Genomic DNA, 17,736 nt, shown 5'->3' on the forward strand with positions numbered 1-17,736 from the left:
TACAAATTTAAAATTTTTCTGATATATGAGGAGGTTAAAGTAAGTGCCAGAGGATAAGAAAGGGCTTTCATGGTTTCGCCTCATCTTGTTACAAGTCATCATAGGCAGTCTGCTAATCGGCATGTGCGCTTACACTTTTCGAATACCTCTTGATGAAGTACATGTTGTACCTCGACAGGAGGATCAGCTTGACCGGATTGCAGGCGTTCCGATGCGCGTGGATATTACGTATCCAGGCCTAGGGACGATATCCATTGAGGATCCGAAGGAATTGCTGAAATTGAGATCTACTTTTTCTGGGTTGTTATCATCAGGAATGCAGCGTCCACAACAGTTAGTTCCGAGACTTCTGTTGACGGGAACGATGGCCTATCTGGATCAAGAAGATATTCCTTTTCAAGTGGAAACGAATGCGTTTCACTTCGGTGCAGAGTCAGTTAATTCGCTTAATGTAAGTGCAACTATCCGCAAGCTGCAAAGTACACTCATCGATAAGATGTTAACAACGTCGAGTATTGGATCTGCTGTGGAAAACAAGATTAATGATGTGTTCACACTACAGCAGGGAGTACTTACAGCTCTCACTCAGGTTGAGAGGAAGGCGTTGATATCGCAGATTCGTGCAGCAGAGCGTATTATCGATTTCAGCCATTTTGATGACTTACAACGTACACCCGATGCTCACTTTGTCATTCAGCTCACGAATGATTATCGAGTGAAAAAGCACTGGATCCATGTGGATCGTTATAACGGCGCTTACTTCGTGGTCTATGACCTTCTGGATGAGACCAATCAACGAGTCTATTTCAAACTAAATAATGCCTCATACTGATCTTGAAGGGATGGTTTAGTCTATGGCGAGAAAGAAAAAAAACAGTAAGTCAGTCATTTTATTGTCAGTCATAGTAGTTGTGTTGGTAGCGGGGTTCTTCATGTATAAATCAGGAGTATTTGGCGGTAAAGAAATGAAAAAAATCACCGTATATTCCATTTTTCAAGAGGAAGAGGCTCGTAAAATTCTGGATAAATTCAAAGCTGAAACCGGAATTGACTATGACATCCTACGTTTGCCAAGTGGAGAAGCGGTATCACGTGTACAGAATGAAATGTCGAATCCACAAGCCGACTTTCTGATGGGAGGGCCAGCGGATTCGCACCAAGTACTGAAAGAGGCAGGTTCATTGGAAGCTTATGCTTCTCCGAATGCATCTGACATCGCTGACAATATGAAAGACAAAGATGGCTTCTGGACAGGGTTTTATCTAAATCCAATCGCTATAGGTATTAATGAAGAACGCTGGAAAGAGAAATATGGTAGTGATCCATACCCTGAAACTTTTAAGGATTTGCTTGATCCTAAATTCAAAGGTGAAATTGGTATGTCGGATCCAGCAACATCGGGTACAGCATATACAGCAGTAGCTTCTTTAGCCCAAGTATGGGGTGATGATGAGATGTTGAACTATATCAAACAGTTGCTGCCTAACCTTAAGGAAAGACCTAAGTCTGGCATTGAGCCCATTCAGAAAGCTGCTAAAGGGGAGTATACAATTGGCGTGACTTTCCTAGGCGATCAATTGAAGATTAAATACCAAGGCAACCCAATTGTTAGTGTTGTTCCAGAAGCAGCAGGTTATGAAGTTGGAGCCTTATCCATTGTTAAGGGTGGACCTAATACAGAGGCTGCGAAGAAGCTTATGGACTATATGCTTACCAATGAACCGGGTGAGTTGTATACGCAATCTGCATACGCAGTATCCGTTAAAGCATCAGTACCGATTCCTAAAGGTGGCATTGATATTAAAACAACGAAATACAACGATGCTTATGATTTGTTAAAAGCAGCATCGCAGCGTAAAGAGTTGCAAAATGCATTAAAAGATTTGAAATAAAAGAGCCAATAGGGGTATTGCAGGGCTGTACCATATATGATGACTGTAATGCCCCTCAAATTGGATGGCAGAAAGGTGGGAGTCGCCCCCTATGAAAGAAAAAAAAGGCATTGGGGAGTCGATCAACAGGCTCTTTAAAGATCCGTCGTCACTCGTACTTGTACTGACTAGCTTTGCATTTCTCATTCTATTTGTTATTTATCCGCTGGTAATCGTTGTGTTTACATCTGGATTTGATAATTGGGCAACGTTTTTTAGTAAACCCCGTTATGGAAAAGCGCTATTAAATACGGTAGTTAGCTCATCATTATCCGCTTTTACAGCAACAGTGTTTGGATTTATATACGCGTATGCAATTCACTACAGTAACATCAGAGGAAAGAAGTTCTTTCGATTTATAGCCTTTATTCCATTATTAGCTCCTTCGGTTATGAGTGGTTTAGCATTCCTATTGCTTTTTGGACGTGGGGGAATGATCTCACAATGGTTATATACCAACTTTAATTTTGAGCTTGATTTGTATGGATTACCGGGGTTGTGGATTGTTCAGACGATATCCTATTTTCCACTTGCCTACATGACTATAACGGGTGTGCTCCGCGCTATATCACCGAATCTGGAGATAGCAGCACAGAATCTTGGAGCTAGAGGATTCAAATTATTCAGGACGATTACGCTGAAACTTGCACTTCCAGGTGTTATTAACGCATTCTTGCTGGTAGCGATTAACTGCTTCGCTGACTTCGGAAATCCAAAGCTAATTGGTGGTAACTATTCACTTTTAGCAGTTGAAATTTACGGAGAAATCATTAATAACGAGGCAGGACTAGCTTCGGTCATGGGGATTATCTTAGTAATTCCTGCACTGATTGTATTCTGGGTTCAGAATAAGATTTTATCTAAAGGCTCCTACTCAACGATAACTGGTAAGCCGGTATCTGGTTTGAAACGGATCACTACATCTAAGAAGACAGATGCATTACTTTTCTCTTTTAACAGTTTAATCTCATTGTTCATTATTTCGATGTTTGCGATCACCATTCTTTTCGCCTTTACGAAAAACTTTGGTCGAGATAATACGTTCACACTGGATCATATTATGAAAGTTGTCTTTAGTTCATCTAGTCCAGCCGTTTTGAACAGCTTAGTGTTATCACTAATTAGTGCGTTGCTGGCGGTGGCTCTTGCATTAGTGCTCGCCTATATAGTAGTTCGCAAACCTTTTCCGGGTAAAAAATTACTAGATTTCAGCGCGGTTCTTCCAATTGCGCTTCCAGGAACATTTGTTGGTCTTGCACTGATTGTTGCGTTTAGTAAAGGTCCGATTGTTTTGCAGGGATCTGCAGCATTGATTGTCATTGCGATGTTACTTAAACAGATGCCTGTAGGTTATCGGGGCTTGACTGCGTCTTTTAAACAAGTGGATAAATCGATCGAAGAAGCAGCCACCAATCTGGGTGCGAGTAGCCGTAAGACGCTAACAACGATTGTATTTCCAATGTTGCAAAAAACCGTCGTAGCGAACTTTGTCTATGCGTTTATGAAAAATATGAATACTTTGAGTACGATAATCTTCCTAATTACCCCTAAATGGGTTGTTGCAGCAGTATCGATCTTTAACTATGCCGAAACGGGAACCTATTATTGGGCAGCCGCTGTGGCAGTCGGTTTGATGGGTGCAACGCTCGGAACACTGGGAGTGATCAAGTTGATCTTCCGTTCCAAAGTGAAAATATTTGATTTCTAATGATTTTGAAGGGAGTGGGCACGATGGAATCCAACATACTACTAGATTTGAAAAATGTGAATAAAGTGTTCGGCAATAACCATGTCTTGAAAAATATCAACCTAAAGATTGAACGGGGGAAGTTCATTACCTTCCTTGGTCCGAGTGGTTGTGGGAAGACGACTTTATTACGTTCCATCGCGGGTTTCTATACCATCGATGATGGTGAGGTGTGGATTGACGGGAATTTGGTTAATGAATTACCTCCATATAAAAGGGGCACTCCAATGGTGTTCCAGGAATATGCCTTGTTCCCGCATATGACGGTATTTGATAATATTGCTTATGGACTAGATATTAAGAAAAGACCTGAAGCAGAAGTACAGGAACGGGTAATGGCTGTTATGGCTCAGGTCAAATTATCCGGACTTGAAGAGCGATATCCCCATGAAATGTCTGGTGGACAACAGCAACGTGTAGCTATGGCTCGTGCCTTAGTGATGAATTCGCCGATTATTCTCCTGGATGAGCCACTAAGTAATCTAGATGCTAAATTACGTGAAGAGGTACGCGTTGAACTGCGAACAATTCAACAGGAACTTGGACTAACCGTAATATATGTAACGCATGATCAATTGGAAGCTTTGTCGATGTCAGATCAGATCGTTGTTTTTAATAAAGGAGCTATTGATCAGTACGGTACGCCGCATGAAATATATTATAAACCTCGTACACAATATGTAGCTGATTTTATTGGTTCTACCAATTTTATTGAGGCAGTAGTCATGCAAAGTAAAGAGGGTACGGCAACAGTTAGCTACGGCTTTGGAGGGGATAACGTTACTATTACTACAGATGAAAAGCTAGCAGAGGGTGAGGAAGTTCTTCTGAGTGTCCGCCCCGAATCATTGCGACTAAATCATCCAGACATTAGTGGATTTAACATCATGGGAGTAGTCAAATCCTCGATGTTTCTAGGAGAAAAGGAAAGATATTTCCTTGCAGATCAATGGGGCAAAGAATGGATTGTCGATGCTTATGATATTGGTCAAAAGACTTTCAATGGTCAAGTTCGGATGAGTGCGGCAATAGACAAAATTCATATTATTAAAAAGGTTAGTCCGTAAACTGAAGTAGATGTTCCAAAAAAGGAAAACAGTCGTTTTCCTTTTTTGGCGTATAATTTTTTTATAGAACGGCGGCTATAGGCTAGTTTAGCGGGAGGAGACGTTCTAATTGAGAACAAAGGTAATTATCCTGTCATTGGTTGCGGTAACAATACTTCTTCTAATTTATTTCTATCCTGGACAGAAAAGCAATCAGCCTCTCAAAGTATATGTAATTTTTCAAGAGGATGAAGCGCGTATTCTGTTGGAGAAATATAAGAAGAAGACGGGACAGTCTTATGAGCTTATTCGCATGTCTGGCGGTGAGGCAAGCTACCATTTGATGTCGATCAATAAGACAGGCATTGATGTTGTTCTCGGTGGGCCTGCTGATCTTCATGAGCAGCTCAAGAACAAAGGGAAATTAATTCGCTATTCATCACATGTTGCTGATGAGATCCCCGACATCTATAAAGATAAAATGGGCTATTGGACAGGTATATACATGGGTGCATTGGCTATTGGTGTAAATGAGCAGGTCTGGAATCAAGATCCTCAGCTTGTAGCTTTACCTCTTCCGGAACGCTACGAAGACTTATTACGTCCCGAGCTCAAGGGGAAAATTGAAATTCCGGACCCAGAAACCTCAGGTACAGGATACACATTGCTAGCCTCTCTTGCACAAGAACGTGGGGAGGAGCAAGCTCTAGCATTGGTGAGTGCTCTTAAGAAGCAGAGTTCATCAACTACATTCTCAGGAATTAGTTCTGCCCAGCGGCTTGCAGTAGGTGAAGTTGCTGCTGTTATCAGCTTTATGGGCGACCAGCTTCGATTTAAGAATTCGGGATATGCTATACAATCTTCTATTCCTCCACAAGCTGGATGGGAGATAGGTGCAGTGTCGATCTTGAAAGGTGGGAACAACGTGACTGCTGCTAAACAGCTGGTAGATTTTGTACTGTCAACAGATGCTCAGACAGATTATATGAATTCCGCATTTTCCTTACCTGTGATGCCGAATATTAAGATCCATCCGCTATTGTCTTCTGTTAAGCTGGGAAAATTAATGATTACGTATCGATTCGATATCGCTGCTGCGAACCGAGAGGAATTACTCGCTAAATGGCATGAGGCCAATAAACGCTAAGGGATTGTTCACGCATTATTCAACGGCCATCGAGAACTTTATGGTTAAGTTCTCAATGGCCGTTATTTATTACTCGAGAAAACCAACTTTCATCATATGAAAAATTCACAATAGAAAATCACAAAATAAACAACTCTATCTAGTTACTTTCAATAAATTCATCATCTATCCCTATTAAAATTCTATACAAATCGGAAAAAGTGAACCCACTACCACATTTCAGGTTGTGAAAGTTGGAAAATAGTGCTTATACTAGAGTTATAGAAGGTAAGATTAACCAAAAAAAACACAACATGAGGAGGGTTTATATGGCGTTTATGATTGCTCAACGGGCTTTTATCAAGGTGTATCTTATAACAATGGTAGAACAACATCGCGGGTATGGATACCAAATGCTTGAGGATTTACGTCGAGATTTCAAGGCACATGGATATTCCCCTCCACAGAGCGAAATTTATCGCGCGCTGCATGAGCTGGTACAGCAAGGAATTTTATATCGTACTAAACAGCTAAAAGGGAATGATCCGAAGGTGGATTTTCAAGAAATCGTCTTATACCATTTCACAACTGATGGAGAAGAGAAAGCGAAGCTATATAAGAAGCAGGTGAAGACGGATCTTGATCGCTGCTTAGGTATTTTGAACAAGGCGGTTGCGGATAACTTCTAGAACTGGAACTATAGTTATATTTTCAGGATGCTCTCACCCTGTTATAATGGTTACTGCCGGATAATTGCAGTATATACTTGGAGGTAACAAATGATGGATGAACATATGAAACGTCGATTGGACAAACAACGTAAGCTATTCAGCCAACTTGGCATCACTCTAGATGCTCTAACCATACATGAAAAAGAATTCAGTATGAAGCTTCGTGGTTACGATGCGGAGGAAGTGGATACATTTTTAGATAGCGTAATCAAGGATTATGAGCGTTTTTATGCGACAATTGCTGATCTGATGGATAAATGGCAAGAACAGCAGCTGGAGATGCGAGAATTAAAATCAGAAACCAAAGCCACAGAGGTTATTCAGGTCCCAGTACTTAGAGGCATCGACCCAAAGGAATTAGAAGAGGTCATTTTAAAACTAGAGACCAATGTCCGTCAGCTTAAAGAAAAGCTTCCCCAAATTGAAAGCTATTTATAACTCGTGGATTTTTGAGTTTCTGGAGCTGCGCTTGACATTTATAAATTTACCATTGACGAGTTAGCAGTTCATGATTTATGATATGTTCATAAATGATCATTTATATTTTAGTGGCGTGTTACCGTTAAGGGCATGAGCCAAGGATTGTCTTCATCTCGATGAGACATTTCTTGGCTTTTTTTGTTCCTAATTGACGATAATATGGGAAAGGAGTGATGAGCTTGTCGCGGGAGATCGAGCAATTTCAAGTACAGCGTGTGATTGGGAACAACGTTGTAATGGTTCAGGGAAGCAAGAACGGCAAGGAATATGTCATTATCGGTAAAGGCATTGGTTTTGCTGTGAAAGGTTCAGGTGTGATTGAAGGAAACGATCCTCGTATTGAGAAATTGTTTCGTCTAGAAGACCGCGAATCCTGGAGTCAGTATCAAATATTGCTGGAAGACATAGATCCCAAAGTGATGAGAATAACTGATGAAATAATTGCTGATATCCAAAGTCAATTTCCTGACAAATTAAACGACAAGATTTATTTGGCACTCCCGAGCCACATTCAGTTCACCATTTACCGTCTGCGCAACGGGATGGATATTATTAATCCTTTTTTACAAGAAACTAAGATGTCTTTTCCGAAGGAATTTGATATCGCTTACAAGGCATCAGAGAAGATCAATGCTGAATTTCAGGTGCAAATTCCCGAAGACGAGGTTGGATTTCTAACTTATCATGTGTACTCCGCAGTTAACAATGTATCGGTGGGTCAGTTAGTAAAAGCATCTAATATCGTGAGTGAACTTCTAGACATGATTCAGCAAGAACGGAATATAACTTTTGAGCATGGCAGTATGAATCATATTCGATTAATGATCCACTTGCGGTTTTCGCTGGAACGTATTTTGAAAGGATCACTAATAGATAATCCTTTTGTGAAACATATTAAGAAGGAATACAAAGAGGAATACAAGTTATCTCAAAAGCTCGGTAAAGTGATGCAAAAATCTCTTGGTGTAGATATCCCGGAAGAAGAGCTGTGTTTCCTAGCGATGCACTTACACCGATTATTTCAGACTTTAGTGAAACAAAACTAACATCTTTAGAGGAGTGGAGCATATGTTTTCCAAATGGAAATCAAAAAAAGAAGAGAAACATACTGGACATACAATCGAAATCATGGCACCAATCAGTGGAGAAGCAGTTTCATTAACAGAGGTTCCGGATGAAACCTTTGCTGGTGGTCATATGGGTAGCGGAGTTGCAATCAGACCTTCTGAGGGGATCCTAAAGGCTCCTTTTGATGGCACGGTTGCTCATATCGTGAAATCGAGTCATGCAGTTATTCTGGAACATTCCTCCGGTGTGCAATTGCTGTTACATATCGGAATCGATACTGTCAGTCTTAAGGGCAACGGATTTGTTAGTCATATTGCCTCTGGAGATCAAGTGAAGGCAGGTCAAACCTTAATCGAATTTGATCTGGACGTTATTCGCGCAGCAGGCTGTGACACAATTTCACCTGTAATCGTGACTAGTACGGAGGAAACACCACCTCAAGTGAACGGACATTATGGTCAGGTTACAGCAGGACAGGATCTGATTCTTACAGTGGCTTCAAAGTAATAAGCTAATACAGCATTACTACTATTGAATCGAAAGGATGATATTGTTATGTTGGCTTTTCTACAAAAATTAGGTAAGTCGCTAATGCTTCCGGTCGCAACCATGCCAGCGGCAGCTATTCTTCAAGGGTTTGGATTGCTTGACTATGAAAAAGATTTACATCTAGGATCAGCAGTTGGGGGATTCCTGAACCAATATTTTGCTCCATTTCTAAACGCCGGTGCGGGTGCTATCTTTGGAAATCTTGCCTTGATCTTCGCAGTTGGGGTTGCCATTGGATTTGCCAAGGACGCCGTAGCAGCCTTGTCAGCAGTAATTGCATATTTGGTACTGACTAAGATACTAGCTGTCGTACCCCTTCAATTCTCCTTCATCAATGATGATGTAGTGTTGAACATGGGTGTGCTTGGAGGTATATTTGCCGGTGCTTGGGCAGCATTCCTATATAAGAAATATCACAATATAAAGATGCCAGATTGGCTTGGATTCTTTGCAGGTAAACGTTTTGTTCCAATCATTACCGCAGCTTCCACGATGGTCCTTGCAGTATTAATTGGGATGATCTGGAGCCCAGTTCAAGATGTAATTAGTGATTTCGGAAACTGGGTTGTATCCCTTGGTGCAGTTGGAGCTTTCATCTTTGGTACAGCTAACCGCTTATTGATTCCGATTGGACTTCACCACGTACTTAATACGATTGCTTGGTTCCAAATTGGTGACTTTACGAATGCTGCTGGTGAATTGGTACACGGTGACTTGTATCGTTTCTTCGCTGGAGACAAAACGGCTGGGATGTTTATGACTGGCTTCTTCCCAATCATGATGTTTGCGCTTCCAGGTGCAGCACTTGCATTTATTCATACCGCTAAGCCGGAAAAACGTAAAATGGTTGCTTCCATCTTCATCGGTTCTGCCATCGCTTCTTTCTTAACAGGGATCACAGAACCACTTGAGTTCTCCTTTATGTTCTTGGCACCAGTGCTGTACTTAGTGCATGCTTTACTTACTGGTTTCTCTATGGCGTTAATGTACATTCTAGATGTTAAGCTTGGTTTCGGCTTCTCCGCTGGTTTGATTGACTACCTAATAAACATGAAGCTATCCACCAATGCATGGATTCTTATCCCTGTAGGTCTGTGCTTCTTCGTACTGTACTACGTGTTGTTTCGCTTTATCATCACGAAGTTCAAGCTTAAGACCCCTGGTCGTGAAGATGATGATGATGATGCGCTTGTAGCACCAACTGGAGGTAATGGAACAGGTTCAGCTGTTTCTTCCAAAGCTGCTCAAATTCTTGAGCACATCGGAGGACCTTCAAACATCGAGAATATCGATGCTTGTATTACACGCCTTCGTCTGATCGTTAAAGACGAAAAAGCCGTTAAAGATTCCGCACTGAAACAACTCGGTGCTTCTGGTGTGATGAGACTTGGTCAAGGTGCTGTACAAATCGTATTTGGTCCGAAATCGGAGCAATACAAAGAGGAAATCGAGAAGTTACTATAACTTAACGTACTCCGTTTAAATTTATTAGCAAGGGCTAGTCCGCATACTAGCCCTTGTTTTTTTGTATACTTACAGGTATAAAGTGTTGCAATATACACAATACCTAGTATAATACTTGGTATAACCATGCAAAGGAGTCGGTACATATGTCAGTCGACGATTATCTGGACCTTTTAAATTATGCCAAAGCAATTAACGATGGACAGTGGCAGGCTGACATCATAAAGAGCTTAAAGAATCTTAACACAGTATCGGAAGAACCTCAGGTTCAAGAAGAAAGTGTGATAGAATTATGGTCACGGTTTGATTCCGTTAACATATTGATCATGAAGTTGTTTGAGAAGCTGCGTAAGAATGAAGAATCAGATGAAGTGTTACATTGGAAAGAACAACTGCTGGAGCTTAAGCTGGAGCGGAGTATTTTGTCCAAGAAGATTCTTAACCGATATATTCGAATTCGATAATTGGGATCAAAACAGATAGGTAAGACCAATAATGAAGACAGTTACCTTATTAATTAGGGGCTGTCTTTTTGTATGTTTTATAATGGATTATGATAATTATGAAGAATTCTGATACAAAAATGTACTGACAGTCGTCTTACTTATAGCTGCAGCTGATAAGGAGGATTTACACGATGGAAATTCCGGAATCTGAAATTTTTAAAACAATATTTTATGAACATTACCCTGTTGTCCGCCGTAAGCTTGCCGCTTTGGTACGTGATGAATCGGCGGCTGATGATTTAGCTCAAGAAGTTTTTCTGAGATTGTACCGTAATCCACCAGATGATCCAGCAGCGCTGGGTGCCTGGCTTCATAGAGTCCTTACTCGTATTGGATATGATTATTTGGACAAAAAAGCAAGGGAACGGCGACTGCAGAATAAACAAGAGCAGCTTTATGATGCTAGTGAATCTCCCCCTTCAGGTGAAGAAGTCATTATTAGTAAGCTAGATCAGGAAGATGTACACATCTGGCTGAATGAATTGCCTGAAAGAGACAGACAAGCGCTTCTTCTTCGCTACTCGGGGTACAGTTATGTGGAAATCGCGGGAGAGCTTGGAGTAAGACCTCCAGTAGTAGGGACCCTGCTTCACCGAGCGACAGAGAAACTAAGACAAAATGCAACGAAGGCGATACCCCAGACGAAGTAGACTTCTTTTGAGGAGAAGTTAAGAAGTAATCTTTAAAATCAGGAGGTACAATAATGAATAACTATTCAGGAAAGCAAGATAAAGATAAGCAAAGTACAGACGAAGCCTGGGCCAAGCTACAGAGTAAGTTAGAGAATGAGCCTTATAATCCTCAATGGGCAAAATGGAGTCAAAATACGGAAGCCCAAACTGAGGATTCTGTTAACTTAAGTCAGGTAGAAAATGTAGAGAACCTTGAATCAGAGTCAACTCCAACGGTAGTACAGGACATACTTATAACTACCCATGATAAGAAAGTACAACGTCCGCGTCGACTGCGTATGAACCGTCGTCGGAAACTAGGAGTTGTAGCTGCGAGTGTAGCTGTTTTTGCAGTCATTCTCGCGACCCCAATAGGAAACACAGCAATGGCATCCATTCTGAATCAGTTCCGGATGGAACAGGTTACGGTTGTTCATGAGAGTGATCTGCGTAATATTTTCACACAGGTGGCTGAAGACGGTGAACTTAATCGATCAATTAATCAATTCGGTGAGTTTACAAACGCTAGCGGGGCTTACATTGGTGAGTTGCCTGCGGATCAACTGAAGGCTACCCTAGGCTATCCAGCGAAAACCGCTGCTTTAGTGGAAGGGCATAATTCAGTTACGGTGGGTGCTTCACAGGATATCACGCTTAATCTGAAAGTGGACGAAGTGAACAAAGCCCTGAAGAAAATTGGAGCAGAACATCTGCTGCCCGAATCGATTGACGGTAAACCAATTACACTTCATATCCCGGAATTTGTGAATTACAATCTCTCATCTGACGAAACGCACTGGGCAAGTCTGTCGCAGATGAATGCACCTGTACTTAACGTTGATCCTTCTATTAAAGTGGAAGAGGCTTTGGAAGCTGTAATGAATTTCCCACTGCTCCCAGATTACTTGAAGACTAGCTTAATGCAAAGCAGGGTCTTATCCGGAGAAATCCCAATGCCGTTAATCGCTGGTGAAAATACGGAGCAAATAACTGTGGGTGACACTTTAGTTATAGTTGACAATTATGAATACAGCCGCGGTCCTGTATATCAAGCTACATGGATTCAGGATGGACAGCTATTCAATTTGTCAGGTGAGCTCTATTCGAGTAAAGAGAAGCTTATGACCAAGGTTCAGGAGTTGATTGAATCATGAGTACTGCTGCAATTAAAGCCAAGTCACTAACTAAAGAATATGATAACGGGCGCGGTTGTCGAGATGTAAGTATTACTGTAGGGAAAGGGGAAGCCTTTGGCTTCCTCGGCCCTAACGGTGCAGGTAAAAGCACCTTTGTAAAAATGCTTGTAGGACTTATTCATCCATCAAGTGGGAGTGGAACTCTGTTCGGGCATAAGATTGGTTCGTTAGAAGCTAAATCACTAATCGGTTATTTACCCGAATTGTATCGTTATCAGGAATGGCTAACGGGTGAGGAGGTTGTGAGGCTGCATGCAAGACTATGCGGAATGCAGCGGTCTGTAGCAGATAAGAGAATTCCACAACTTCTTGATGAGGTTGGAATTGGTAAGCGTGGACGTGACCGAGTGAAGCATTACTCTAAGGGAATGCAGCAAAGACTGGGTTTGGCTTGTGCACTTGTTAATGAGCCGGCTATCGTTTTTTTGGATGAGCCCTCATCGGCACTAGATCCAATCGGACGTCAGGAAGTCCGGCGTATATTACAGAATCTAAAAGAAAAAGGGGTTACGATATTTCTAAACTCTCATCTGTTAGAGGATGTTGAAGTACTTTGCGACCGAATGGCGCTACTTAATAACGGAGTTATTCTCCGGCATGGTAAAGTGTCCGAGGTGTTAAACAAGCGTATGAGCTGGCGATTTAAAGTAGGCGGCTTTGCGCCTATTTTATTGTCGTGGCTAAAAGATCAGACAGGCTTGCAGATCCGGGTGTCTTCCCATACCGAAGAATCCATAGACAGTAGTAGGGTTTGGTTGGAAGCGGAGCTGGAAAGTGAAGAGCAGGTGGGTTGGCTGAATACACTGATTATAGAACAAGGGATGACCTTATATGAAGTTTCACATCAGCAAGAACGTCTAGAAGAGTGGTTTATGAATGCTGTATCAGGACTAAGCCACAGAGGTGAACACGAATGAGAATTATAATGGGTATGACCTGGAAAGAACTGATGCGCAAAAGAGTAATGGTGCTGACATTAATTATGACCGTGGTCTTTCTTATTGGGTTTTGGTTTATTGCGGGTACGATCGGGCAAAGTTCTATGTCTCACGGATCGAGTTTTCCAAGCGGAGAAGAACTCCTTATTCGTTTTACAAATGGTTTATTTATTTTATCGTTTGGATTTTTCTTCGGAGCATTTGTAATTGCTTTTTTAGCTATTTTTAGTTCGTTTTCCGCCATTTCAGGTGAGGCAGAGCAGGGAGTGATGCAAGCCTTGCTTCCAAGACCAATTCCACGCTGGAAATGGTACGCAGGTCGCTGGCTTGGTTATGTAACGCTAGGAATAGGTTATGCACTTATTTTATTTGTTTCTATATTGCTAATTACGCAAGCCCATACCGCAATTCCAAGAGATGGATTAGCGTTATTTAAATCATTTTTGCTCTTTTCTTCCATCGTACCGTTGCTAATAACTGTTTCTATGCTGGGTTCAGGATTCTTCTCAGCCCTTGGGAATGGAGTCTTTATGACGATGCTTTATGGAGCAGGATGGCTAGGAGGAATGATTGACAAGGTAAGTAGTTCTTTATTATCTAAGCCCGAAGCACTTAGCACTCTAAATAATATGACGGGTATAATGTCCTTACTTATGCCTGTAGATGGGTTACAGCGCAGAATGACTGCTGAACTGTTTAGTATTAACGAAATGAACGGGATGTTTAACGCTTCCAATAGTCTGTTTGGGTTAGATAACTTCACCTCAGTCCCATCTAATTCATTTATCGTCTATGCGATCTTCTATACACTAATCGCGTTCTTAATCGGATTGTATCGTTTTCAACGGAAAGATCTATAGTAGTTTAACAATATATCGAAGAACTTAAAATGCCCTTTTTGTTGCCGGATTTACGGAACAAAAAGGGCTCTTCAAGTTAGTATAAGTCGGATTAATTTGTAACACCAAGCTCAATCCAGTCTGTAGACCAATTTCCAATTTCACCAAGTATAGGAGCCAACGCGGTTCCTTTTGGAGTAAGGGAGTACTCAATGCGTACTGGCATTTCTGGATATACGGTTCGCTCAATAATACCTTCGATTTCCATTTCTTTTAATCGGTCAGATAACACTTTACCACTTAGATTGGACAGACAGCTTTCTATTTCGCCAAAACGACGTGGACCTGGCATAAGCACGAAAACGATCAGCGCGACCCAACGTTTACTTAGCAAGTCTACCGCTTTTTCAAAGCGAGGACACATGTTGAAATCATTCATAATATCACCTCGACATTCATTATATCATAAACTTACATAAAGTAATTATAAATATTTAAAGATATATTATAACTTGACGAAGTTATATTACAATGATAAACTTACTTACAAATAGTTACTTATATTTTAACTAATATTCGATCCTTATGTATAGCTATAGCTATACCAGATGAAATTGAGGAAGGTGTTACACATGACAAAACCAGATATTATTTCTATCCTACAAAATAAAATTACTCGGATTCCTTTAGAAAACAGTACAAATATATTAGTTGGACCGATTACTTTACCCGTGAATTTAGACGGAGAGACTGTTACTTTTAAATGGTACAACTGGCTGAACACTACGGATGCAGAGCTTCTTGGTGATAATAGTGAAGCAACAGCCGCTTTGATTTCAAAGTTACCATCCATGAGCCTCGCAGATGGTCAGCAATCCAGTGTTTTAGTATATGGTGATTTCGAAGGCTCAGATGAAGCATTGATTCGGATGCACAGCATTTGTCATACCGGCGATATTTTTGGCAGCAAACGTTGTGATTGTGGCTTCCAACTGCATCAGTCCATGAAAATGATCGTCGAACACGGTTCAGGTGCGTTATTCTATCTTGCTAACCATGAGGGTAGAGGCATTGGACTGTTTAGCAAATCTTTAGCGTATCTTTTACAAGAAGAAGGATACGATACAGTTGAGGCTAATTTAGAACTGGGTTTTTCTGATGATTCAAGAAATTATGAAGAAGCGATCAGCGTTCTACAACAGCTACGTCATAAACCAGTCACGTTAATTACGAACAATCCGAAGAAACTGGAAGCTCTCAAGACTGCAGGTATGAATGCTGTGAAAAGAGTAGCGCTGTGGGGAGATGTATCTTCTTTTAACGAGAAATACTTACGCACCAAAGTGGCTCGTTCAGGACATTTAGAGGCAGTGAAAGAAGCGAATCCAATTGTAGGAAGACTGGCTAAGTAAAAATTGAGGTAGTGCTTTTGCGCTTCTTCAATTATAATGGGTTACTGGAACCCAACTTTAAGCTTAGTGAGGTACAATATGACTGCTATTCAAGTACAAGACTTACGCAAAACATTCAAAGTACAAAAAAACCGCGAAGGTCTCAAAGGGGCCTTCGCTGATTTGTTTAAAAGGGAGTATACGGAAGTAACTGCCGTGAAGGATATTTCCTTTTCCATTCCCGAAGGTGAGATTTGTGGTTACATCGGCGAGAACGGTGCTGGGAAATCAACCACGATCAAAATGCTCACGGGTATTCTCGTACCAACTTCAGGAAATCTTACGGTGGGTGGTTATGTTCCTTATTTGGAGCGCGAGAAATTTGTGAAGAATATAGGTGTGGTGTTCGGGCAACGCAGCCAGCTATGGTGGGACATTGGGGTCATTGAATCCTTCCAGCTGCTGCGCAAGGTATACCGGGTATCTGAACAAGACTTCAAGAAACGGCTGGATGAATTAGTCGAACGATTGCAGTTGCAAGAACTACTGAATCGTCCTGTTCGTAAGCTCAGTCTCGGTCAGCGGATGCGTTGTGAATTAGTCGCAGCATTACTTCATAACCCTTCGATTGTATTTCTGGACGAGCCAACCATTGGTTTAGATATTGTGGTGAAGTCAGAGATCCGTGAATTCCTTAAAGATATGAACCGTGAGCATGGAACAACCATACTGTTGACTACACATGATCTGCAAGATATTGAAGCCCTTTGCTCGCGGGTGATTATGCTTGACGATGGTCGAATTATTTATGACGGCGGCCTAGAAGATCTGAAACAGCGCTGGGGAACCGGACGTGAAGTTCAATTTCAATTCGGAAATGCAACGAAACGGCAATTGCTTGAGCTTTGGACTGAAGGGATGCCGGTTACTTGGTCTGCAGACAACGATCTTGGAGCATCGGTTTGGATACCGCTGGATATAAATGTATCCGATGTTTTGGGACGGGTAGTAGGGAAAGCCGACATTACTGATATCAAAATCATTGAGACGAATACGGACGATATTGTTCGCAGTATTTATCAATCCGGGTCTGCGGATAAACCAGAGAAACAAGCTGCCGCTCTGAAGGATGAAAGAGAGGCTTTACATGTCTGATAAGCTTAATGCTGCAACAGCTATGTCTTCGTCCTCAGGAGGTTCGTCTTCAGGTGGTCCTCCAGATAATAGTCGTAGATTACTGTTTGGGGCGTACTTAGATTTTATACGGATCCGGTTCCTTACCATGCTTGCTTATCGGATTAACTACTACTCAGGTATTCTTATCTATTCACTGAATATTGGGGTTAACTATTTCACTTGGATGGCCATCTATGGTAATGGGGATTCATTGGGTGGCTTTACTGCAACGCAAATGACATCATATGTTGCTGTGTCGTGGATGGCTCGAGCCTTTTATTTTAATAACCTAGATCGCGAGATCTCTACGGATATACGAGACGGAAGTATCGCTATCCAGTTTATAAGGCCTTATAACTATGTCTTAGTCAAAATGATGCAAGGACTCGGAGAGGGAATGTTCCGCTTCCTCTTGTTTATGATTCCGGGTATGGCTATAGCGATGTTGTTGTTCCCGGTTCAATTACCGACAGCACCATCTGCTTGGGCGGGTTTTCTTGTAATGCTCTTTTTCAGCTTTTTGATTAATTCACAGATCAATATTATTACTGGGCTCTCGGCTTTCTTTGTTGAGAATAATGAGGGCATGATGCGTATGAAGCGGGTAATTGTTGATCTGTTCTCTGGTCTGATCGTGCCGATCAGTCTGTTTCCTGACTGGCTATCTTCTATACTTAAGGTGCTGCCGTTTCAGGCGATTACTTACTTGCCAGGTTCTGTATTTACAGGACGGGTGCAAGGGGTTGGGATTTGGAATGTACTAGGGATACAGATCGTTTGGTTCCTGGCATTACTGATTCCAATTGTCTGGTTATATCATGCGGCGCGGCAGCGTCTCTTCGTGCAGGGAGGTTGAGGAAACGTGTATTACCTTGGA

19 protein-coding genes are annotated in these 17,736 nt (G+C 41.6%); 18 read left to right on the top strand and 1 reads right to left on the bottom strand.

Annotated elements, in window-relative coordinates; all coding sequences use genetic code 11:
- Positions 1–43 precede the first annotated feature (43 nt).
- The 15 genes from NSS87_RS13515 to NSS87_RS13585 all read left to right on the top strand — a co-directional run bounded on the left by NSS87_RS13515 (position 44) and on the right by NSS87_RS13585 (position 14,313).
- A complete protein-coding gene (locus tag NSS87_RS13515; RefSeq protein WP_042187743.1) occupies positions 44–832 on the top strand; it encodes a DUF3919 family protein in 789 nt (262 codons plus the stop codon).
- A gap of 22 nt (positions 833–854) precedes the next feature.
- Positions 855–1,892: an ABC transporter substrate-binding protein gene (locus NSS87_RS13520; RefSeq protein WP_339247730.1), complete on the top strand. Its 1,038-nt coding sequence runs from the start codon at positions 855–857 to the stop codon at positions 1,890–1,892.
- A 91-nt stretch (positions 1,893–1,983) separates the two neighbouring features.
- On the top strand, positions 1,984–3,639 hold the full coding sequence (locus tag NSS87_RS13525; protein ID WP_339247732.1) for an iron ABC transporter permease: 1,656 nt from the start codon (positions 1,984–1,986) through the stop codon (positions 3,637–3,639).
- A gap of 23 nt (positions 3,640–3,662) precedes the next feature.
- On the top strand, positions 3,663–4,745 hold the full coding sequence (locus NSS87_RS13530) for an ABC transporter ATP-binding protein (RefSeq protein WP_339247734.1): 1,083 nt from the start codon (positions 3,663–3,665) through the stop codon (positions 4,743–4,745).
- A gap of 109 nt (positions 4,746–4,854) precedes the next feature.
- The gene (locus NSS87_RS13535; RefSeq protein WP_339247735.1) at positions 4,855–5,871 is read left to right on the top strand and encodes an extracellular solute-binding protein; all 1,017 of its coding nucleotides are present in this window, start codon (positions 4,855–4,857) and stop codon (positions 5,869–5,871) included.
- A 308-nt stretch (positions 5,872–6,179) separates the two neighbouring features.
- On the top strand, positions 6,180–6,539 hold the full coding sequence (locus NSS87_RS13540; protein WP_042187753.1) for a helix-turn-helix transcriptional regulator: 360 nt from the start codon (positions 6,180–6,182) through the stop codon (positions 6,537–6,539).
- Positions 6,540–6,632: 93 nt separating this feature from the next.
- Positions 6,633–7,019 (top strand): DivIVA domain-containing protein, encoded by a 387-nt coding sequence (locus NSS87_RS13545; protein WP_042187755.1) that lies wholly within the window; start codon positions 6,633–6,635, stop codon positions 7,017–7,019.
- A 215-nt stretch (positions 7,020–7,234) separates the two neighbouring features.
- On the top strand, positions 7,235–8,107 hold the full coding sequence (locus tag NSS87_RS13550) for a PRD domain-containing protein (RefSeq protein ID WP_042187757.1): 873 nt from the start codon (positions 7,235–7,237) through the stop codon (positions 8,105–8,107).
- A gap of 22 nt (positions 8,108–8,129) precedes the next feature.
- Positions 8,130–8,636 carry a PTS glucose transporter subunit IIA gene (locus NSS87_RS13555; RefSeq protein ID WP_042187759.1) on the top strand — a complete coding sequence of 169 codons (507 nt, stop codon included), beginning with the start codon at positions 8,130–8,132 and terminating at the stop codon, positions 8,634–8,636.
- 48 nt (positions 8,637–8,684) lie between these two features.
- Positions 8,685–10,142 carry an N-acetylglucosamine-specific PTS transporter subunit IIBC gene (gene nagE, locus NSS87_RS13560; protein WP_339247741.1) on the top strand — a complete coding sequence of 486 codons (1,458 nt, stop codon included), beginning with the start codon at positions 8,685–8,687 and terminating at the stop codon, positions 10,140–10,142.
- Positions 10,143–10,288: 146 nt separating this feature from the next.
- Complete coding sequence (locus NSS87_RS13565) at positions 10,289–10,606, top strand: hypothetical protein (RefSeq protein ID WP_339247744.1); 318 nt, start codon at positions 10,289–10,291, stop codon at positions 10,604–10,606.
- Between the two features lie 173 nt (positions 10,607–10,779).
- Positions 10,780–11,298: a sigma-70 family RNA polymerase sigma factor gene (locus tag NSS87_RS13570; protein ID WP_076286416.1), complete on the top strand. Its 519-nt coding sequence runs from the start codon at positions 10,780–10,782 to the stop codon at positions 11,296–11,298.
- A 53-nt stretch (positions 11,299–11,351) separates the two neighbouring features.
- Positions 11,352–12,473: a hypothetical protein gene (locus NSS87_RS13575; RefSeq protein ID WP_339247747.1), complete on the top strand. Its 1,122-nt coding sequence runs from the start codon at positions 11,352–11,354 to the stop codon at positions 12,471–12,473.
- The gene (locus NSS87_RS13580) at positions 12,470–13,432 is read left to right on the top strand and encodes an ABC transporter ATP-binding protein (protein WP_339247748.1); all 963 of its coding nucleotides are present in this window, start codon (positions 12,470–12,472) and stop codon (positions 13,430–13,432) included. Before NSS87_RS13575 ends, NSS87_RS13580 begins: the two co-directional genes overlap by 4 nt.
- On the top strand, positions 13,429–14,313 hold the full coding sequence (locus NSS87_RS13585) for an ABC transporter permease subunit (RefSeq protein WP_042187770.1): 885 nt from the start codon (positions 13,429–13,431) through the stop codon (positions 14,311–14,313). The genes NSS87_RS13580 and NSS87_RS13585 overlap by 4 nt, the downstream gene beginning before the upstream one ends.
- Positions 14,314–14,404: 91 nt before the next feature.
- Here NSS87_RS13585 and NSS87_RS13590 read toward each other — a convergent pair whose 3' ends face one another.
- Positions 14,405–14,731, bottom strand: coding sequence for a helix-turn-helix domain-containing protein (locus NSS87_RS13590; RefSeq protein ID WP_042127276.1), 327 nt, complete (start codon positions 14,729–14,731; stop codon positions 14,405–14,407).
- A gap of 193 nt (positions 14,732–14,924) precedes the next feature.
- On the opposite strand from NSS87_RS13590, the gene NSS87_RS13595 reads away from it, so the two are divergent.
- The 3 genes from NSS87_RS13595 (at position 14,925) to NSS87_RS13605 (ending at position 17,715) form a co-directional block, all read left to right on the top strand.
- On the top strand, positions 14,925–15,704 hold the full coding sequence (locus NSS87_RS13595; protein WP_339247749.1) for a GTP cyclohydrolase II: 780 nt from the start codon (positions 14,925–14,927) through the stop codon (positions 15,702–15,704).
- A gap of 78 nt (positions 15,705–15,782) precedes the next feature.
- The gene (locus tag NSS87_RS13600; RefSeq protein ID WP_042187774.1) at positions 15,783–16,838 is read left to right on the top strand and encodes an ABC transporter ATP-binding protein; all 1,056 of its coding nucleotides are present in this window, start codon (positions 15,783–15,785) and stop codon (positions 16,836–16,838) included.
- 127 nt (positions 16,839–16,965) lie between these two features.
- On the top strand, positions 16,966–17,715 hold the full coding sequence (locus tag NSS87_RS13605; RefSeq protein WP_042193809.1) for an ABC-2 family transporter protein: 750 nt from the start codon (positions 16,966–16,968) through the stop codon (positions 17,713–17,715).
- Positions 17,716–17,736: the final 21 nt, after the last annotated feature.

It is taken from the genome of Paenibacillus sp. FSL F4-0243, from assembly GCF_037963295.1.
Classification (GTDB): domain Bacteria; phylum Bacillota; class Bacilli; order Paenibacillales; family Paenibacillaceae; genus Paenibacillus_AQ.

Excerpts from the sequence above, each read along its gene's own strand:
- NSS87_RS13520 (WP_339247730.1), top strand. The coding sequence starts at position 855 with ATGGCGAGAAAGAAAAAAAACAGTAAGTCAGTCATTTTATTGTCAGTC.
- NSS87_RS13525 (WP_339247732.1), top strand. The coding sequence starts at position 1,984 with ATGAAAGAAAAAAAAGGCATTGGGGAGTCGATCAACAGGCTCTTTAAA.
- NSS87_RS13530 (WP_339247734.1), top strand. The coding sequence starts at position 3,663 with ATGGAATCCAACATACTACTAGATTTGAAAAATGTGAATAAAGTGTTC.
- NSS87_RS13540 (WP_042187753.1), top strand. The coding sequence starts at position 6,180 with ATGGCGTTTATGATTGCTCAACGGGCTTTTATCAAGGTGTATCTTATA.
- NSS87_RS13545 (WP_042187755.1), top strand. The coding sequence starts at position 6,633 with ATGGATGAACATATGAAACGTCGATTGGACAAACAACGTAAGCTATTC.
- NSS87_RS13550 (WP_042187757.1), top strand. The coding sequence starts at position 7,235 with ATGAGCTTGTCGCGGGAGATCGAGCAATTTCAAGTACAGCGTGTGATT.
- NSS87_RS13555 (WP_042187759.1), top strand. The coding sequence starts at position 8,130 with ATGTTTTCCAAATGGAAATCAAAAAAAGAAGAGAAACATACTGGACAT.
- nagE (WP_339247741.1), top strand. The coding sequence starts at position 8,685 with ATGTTGGCTTTTCTACAAAAATTAGGTAAGTCGCTAATGCTTCCGGTC.
- NSS87_RS13565 (WP_339247744.1), top strand. The coding sequence starts at position 10,289 with ATGTCAGTCGACGATTATCTGGACCTTTTAAATTATGCCAAAGCAATT.
- NSS87_RS13570 (WP_076286416.1), top strand. The coding sequence starts at position 10,780 with ATGGAAATTCCGGAATCTGAAATTTTTAAAACAATATTTTATGAACAT.
- NSS87_RS13575 (WP_339247747.1), top strand. The coding sequence starts at position 11,352 with ATGAATAACTATTCAGGAAAGCAAGATAAAGATAAGCAAAGTACAGAC.
- NSS87_RS13580 (WP_339247748.1), top strand. The coding sequence starts at position 12,470 with ATGAGTACTGCTGCAATTAAAGCCAAGTCACTAACTAAAGAATATGAT.
- NSS87_RS13585 (WP_042187770.1), top strand. The coding sequence starts at position 13,429 with ATGAGAATTATAATGGGTATGACCTGGAAAGAACTGATGCGCAAAAGA.
- NSS87_RS13590 (WP_042127276.1), bottom strand. The coding sequence starts at position 14,731 with ATGAATGATTTCAACATGTGTCCTCGCTTTGAAAAAGCGGTAGACTTG.
- NSS87_RS13595 (WP_339247749.1), top strand. The coding sequence starts at position 14,925 with ATGACAAAACCAGATATTATTTCTATCCTACAAAATAAAATTACTCGG.
- NSS87_RS13600 (WP_042187774.1), top strand. The coding sequence starts at position 15,783 with ATGACTGCTATTCAAGTACAAGACTTACGCAAAACATTCAAAGTACAA.
- NSS87_RS13605 (WP_042193809.1), top strand. The coding sequence starts at position 16,966 with ATGCTTGCTTATCGGATTAACTACTACTCAGGTATTCTTATCTATTCA.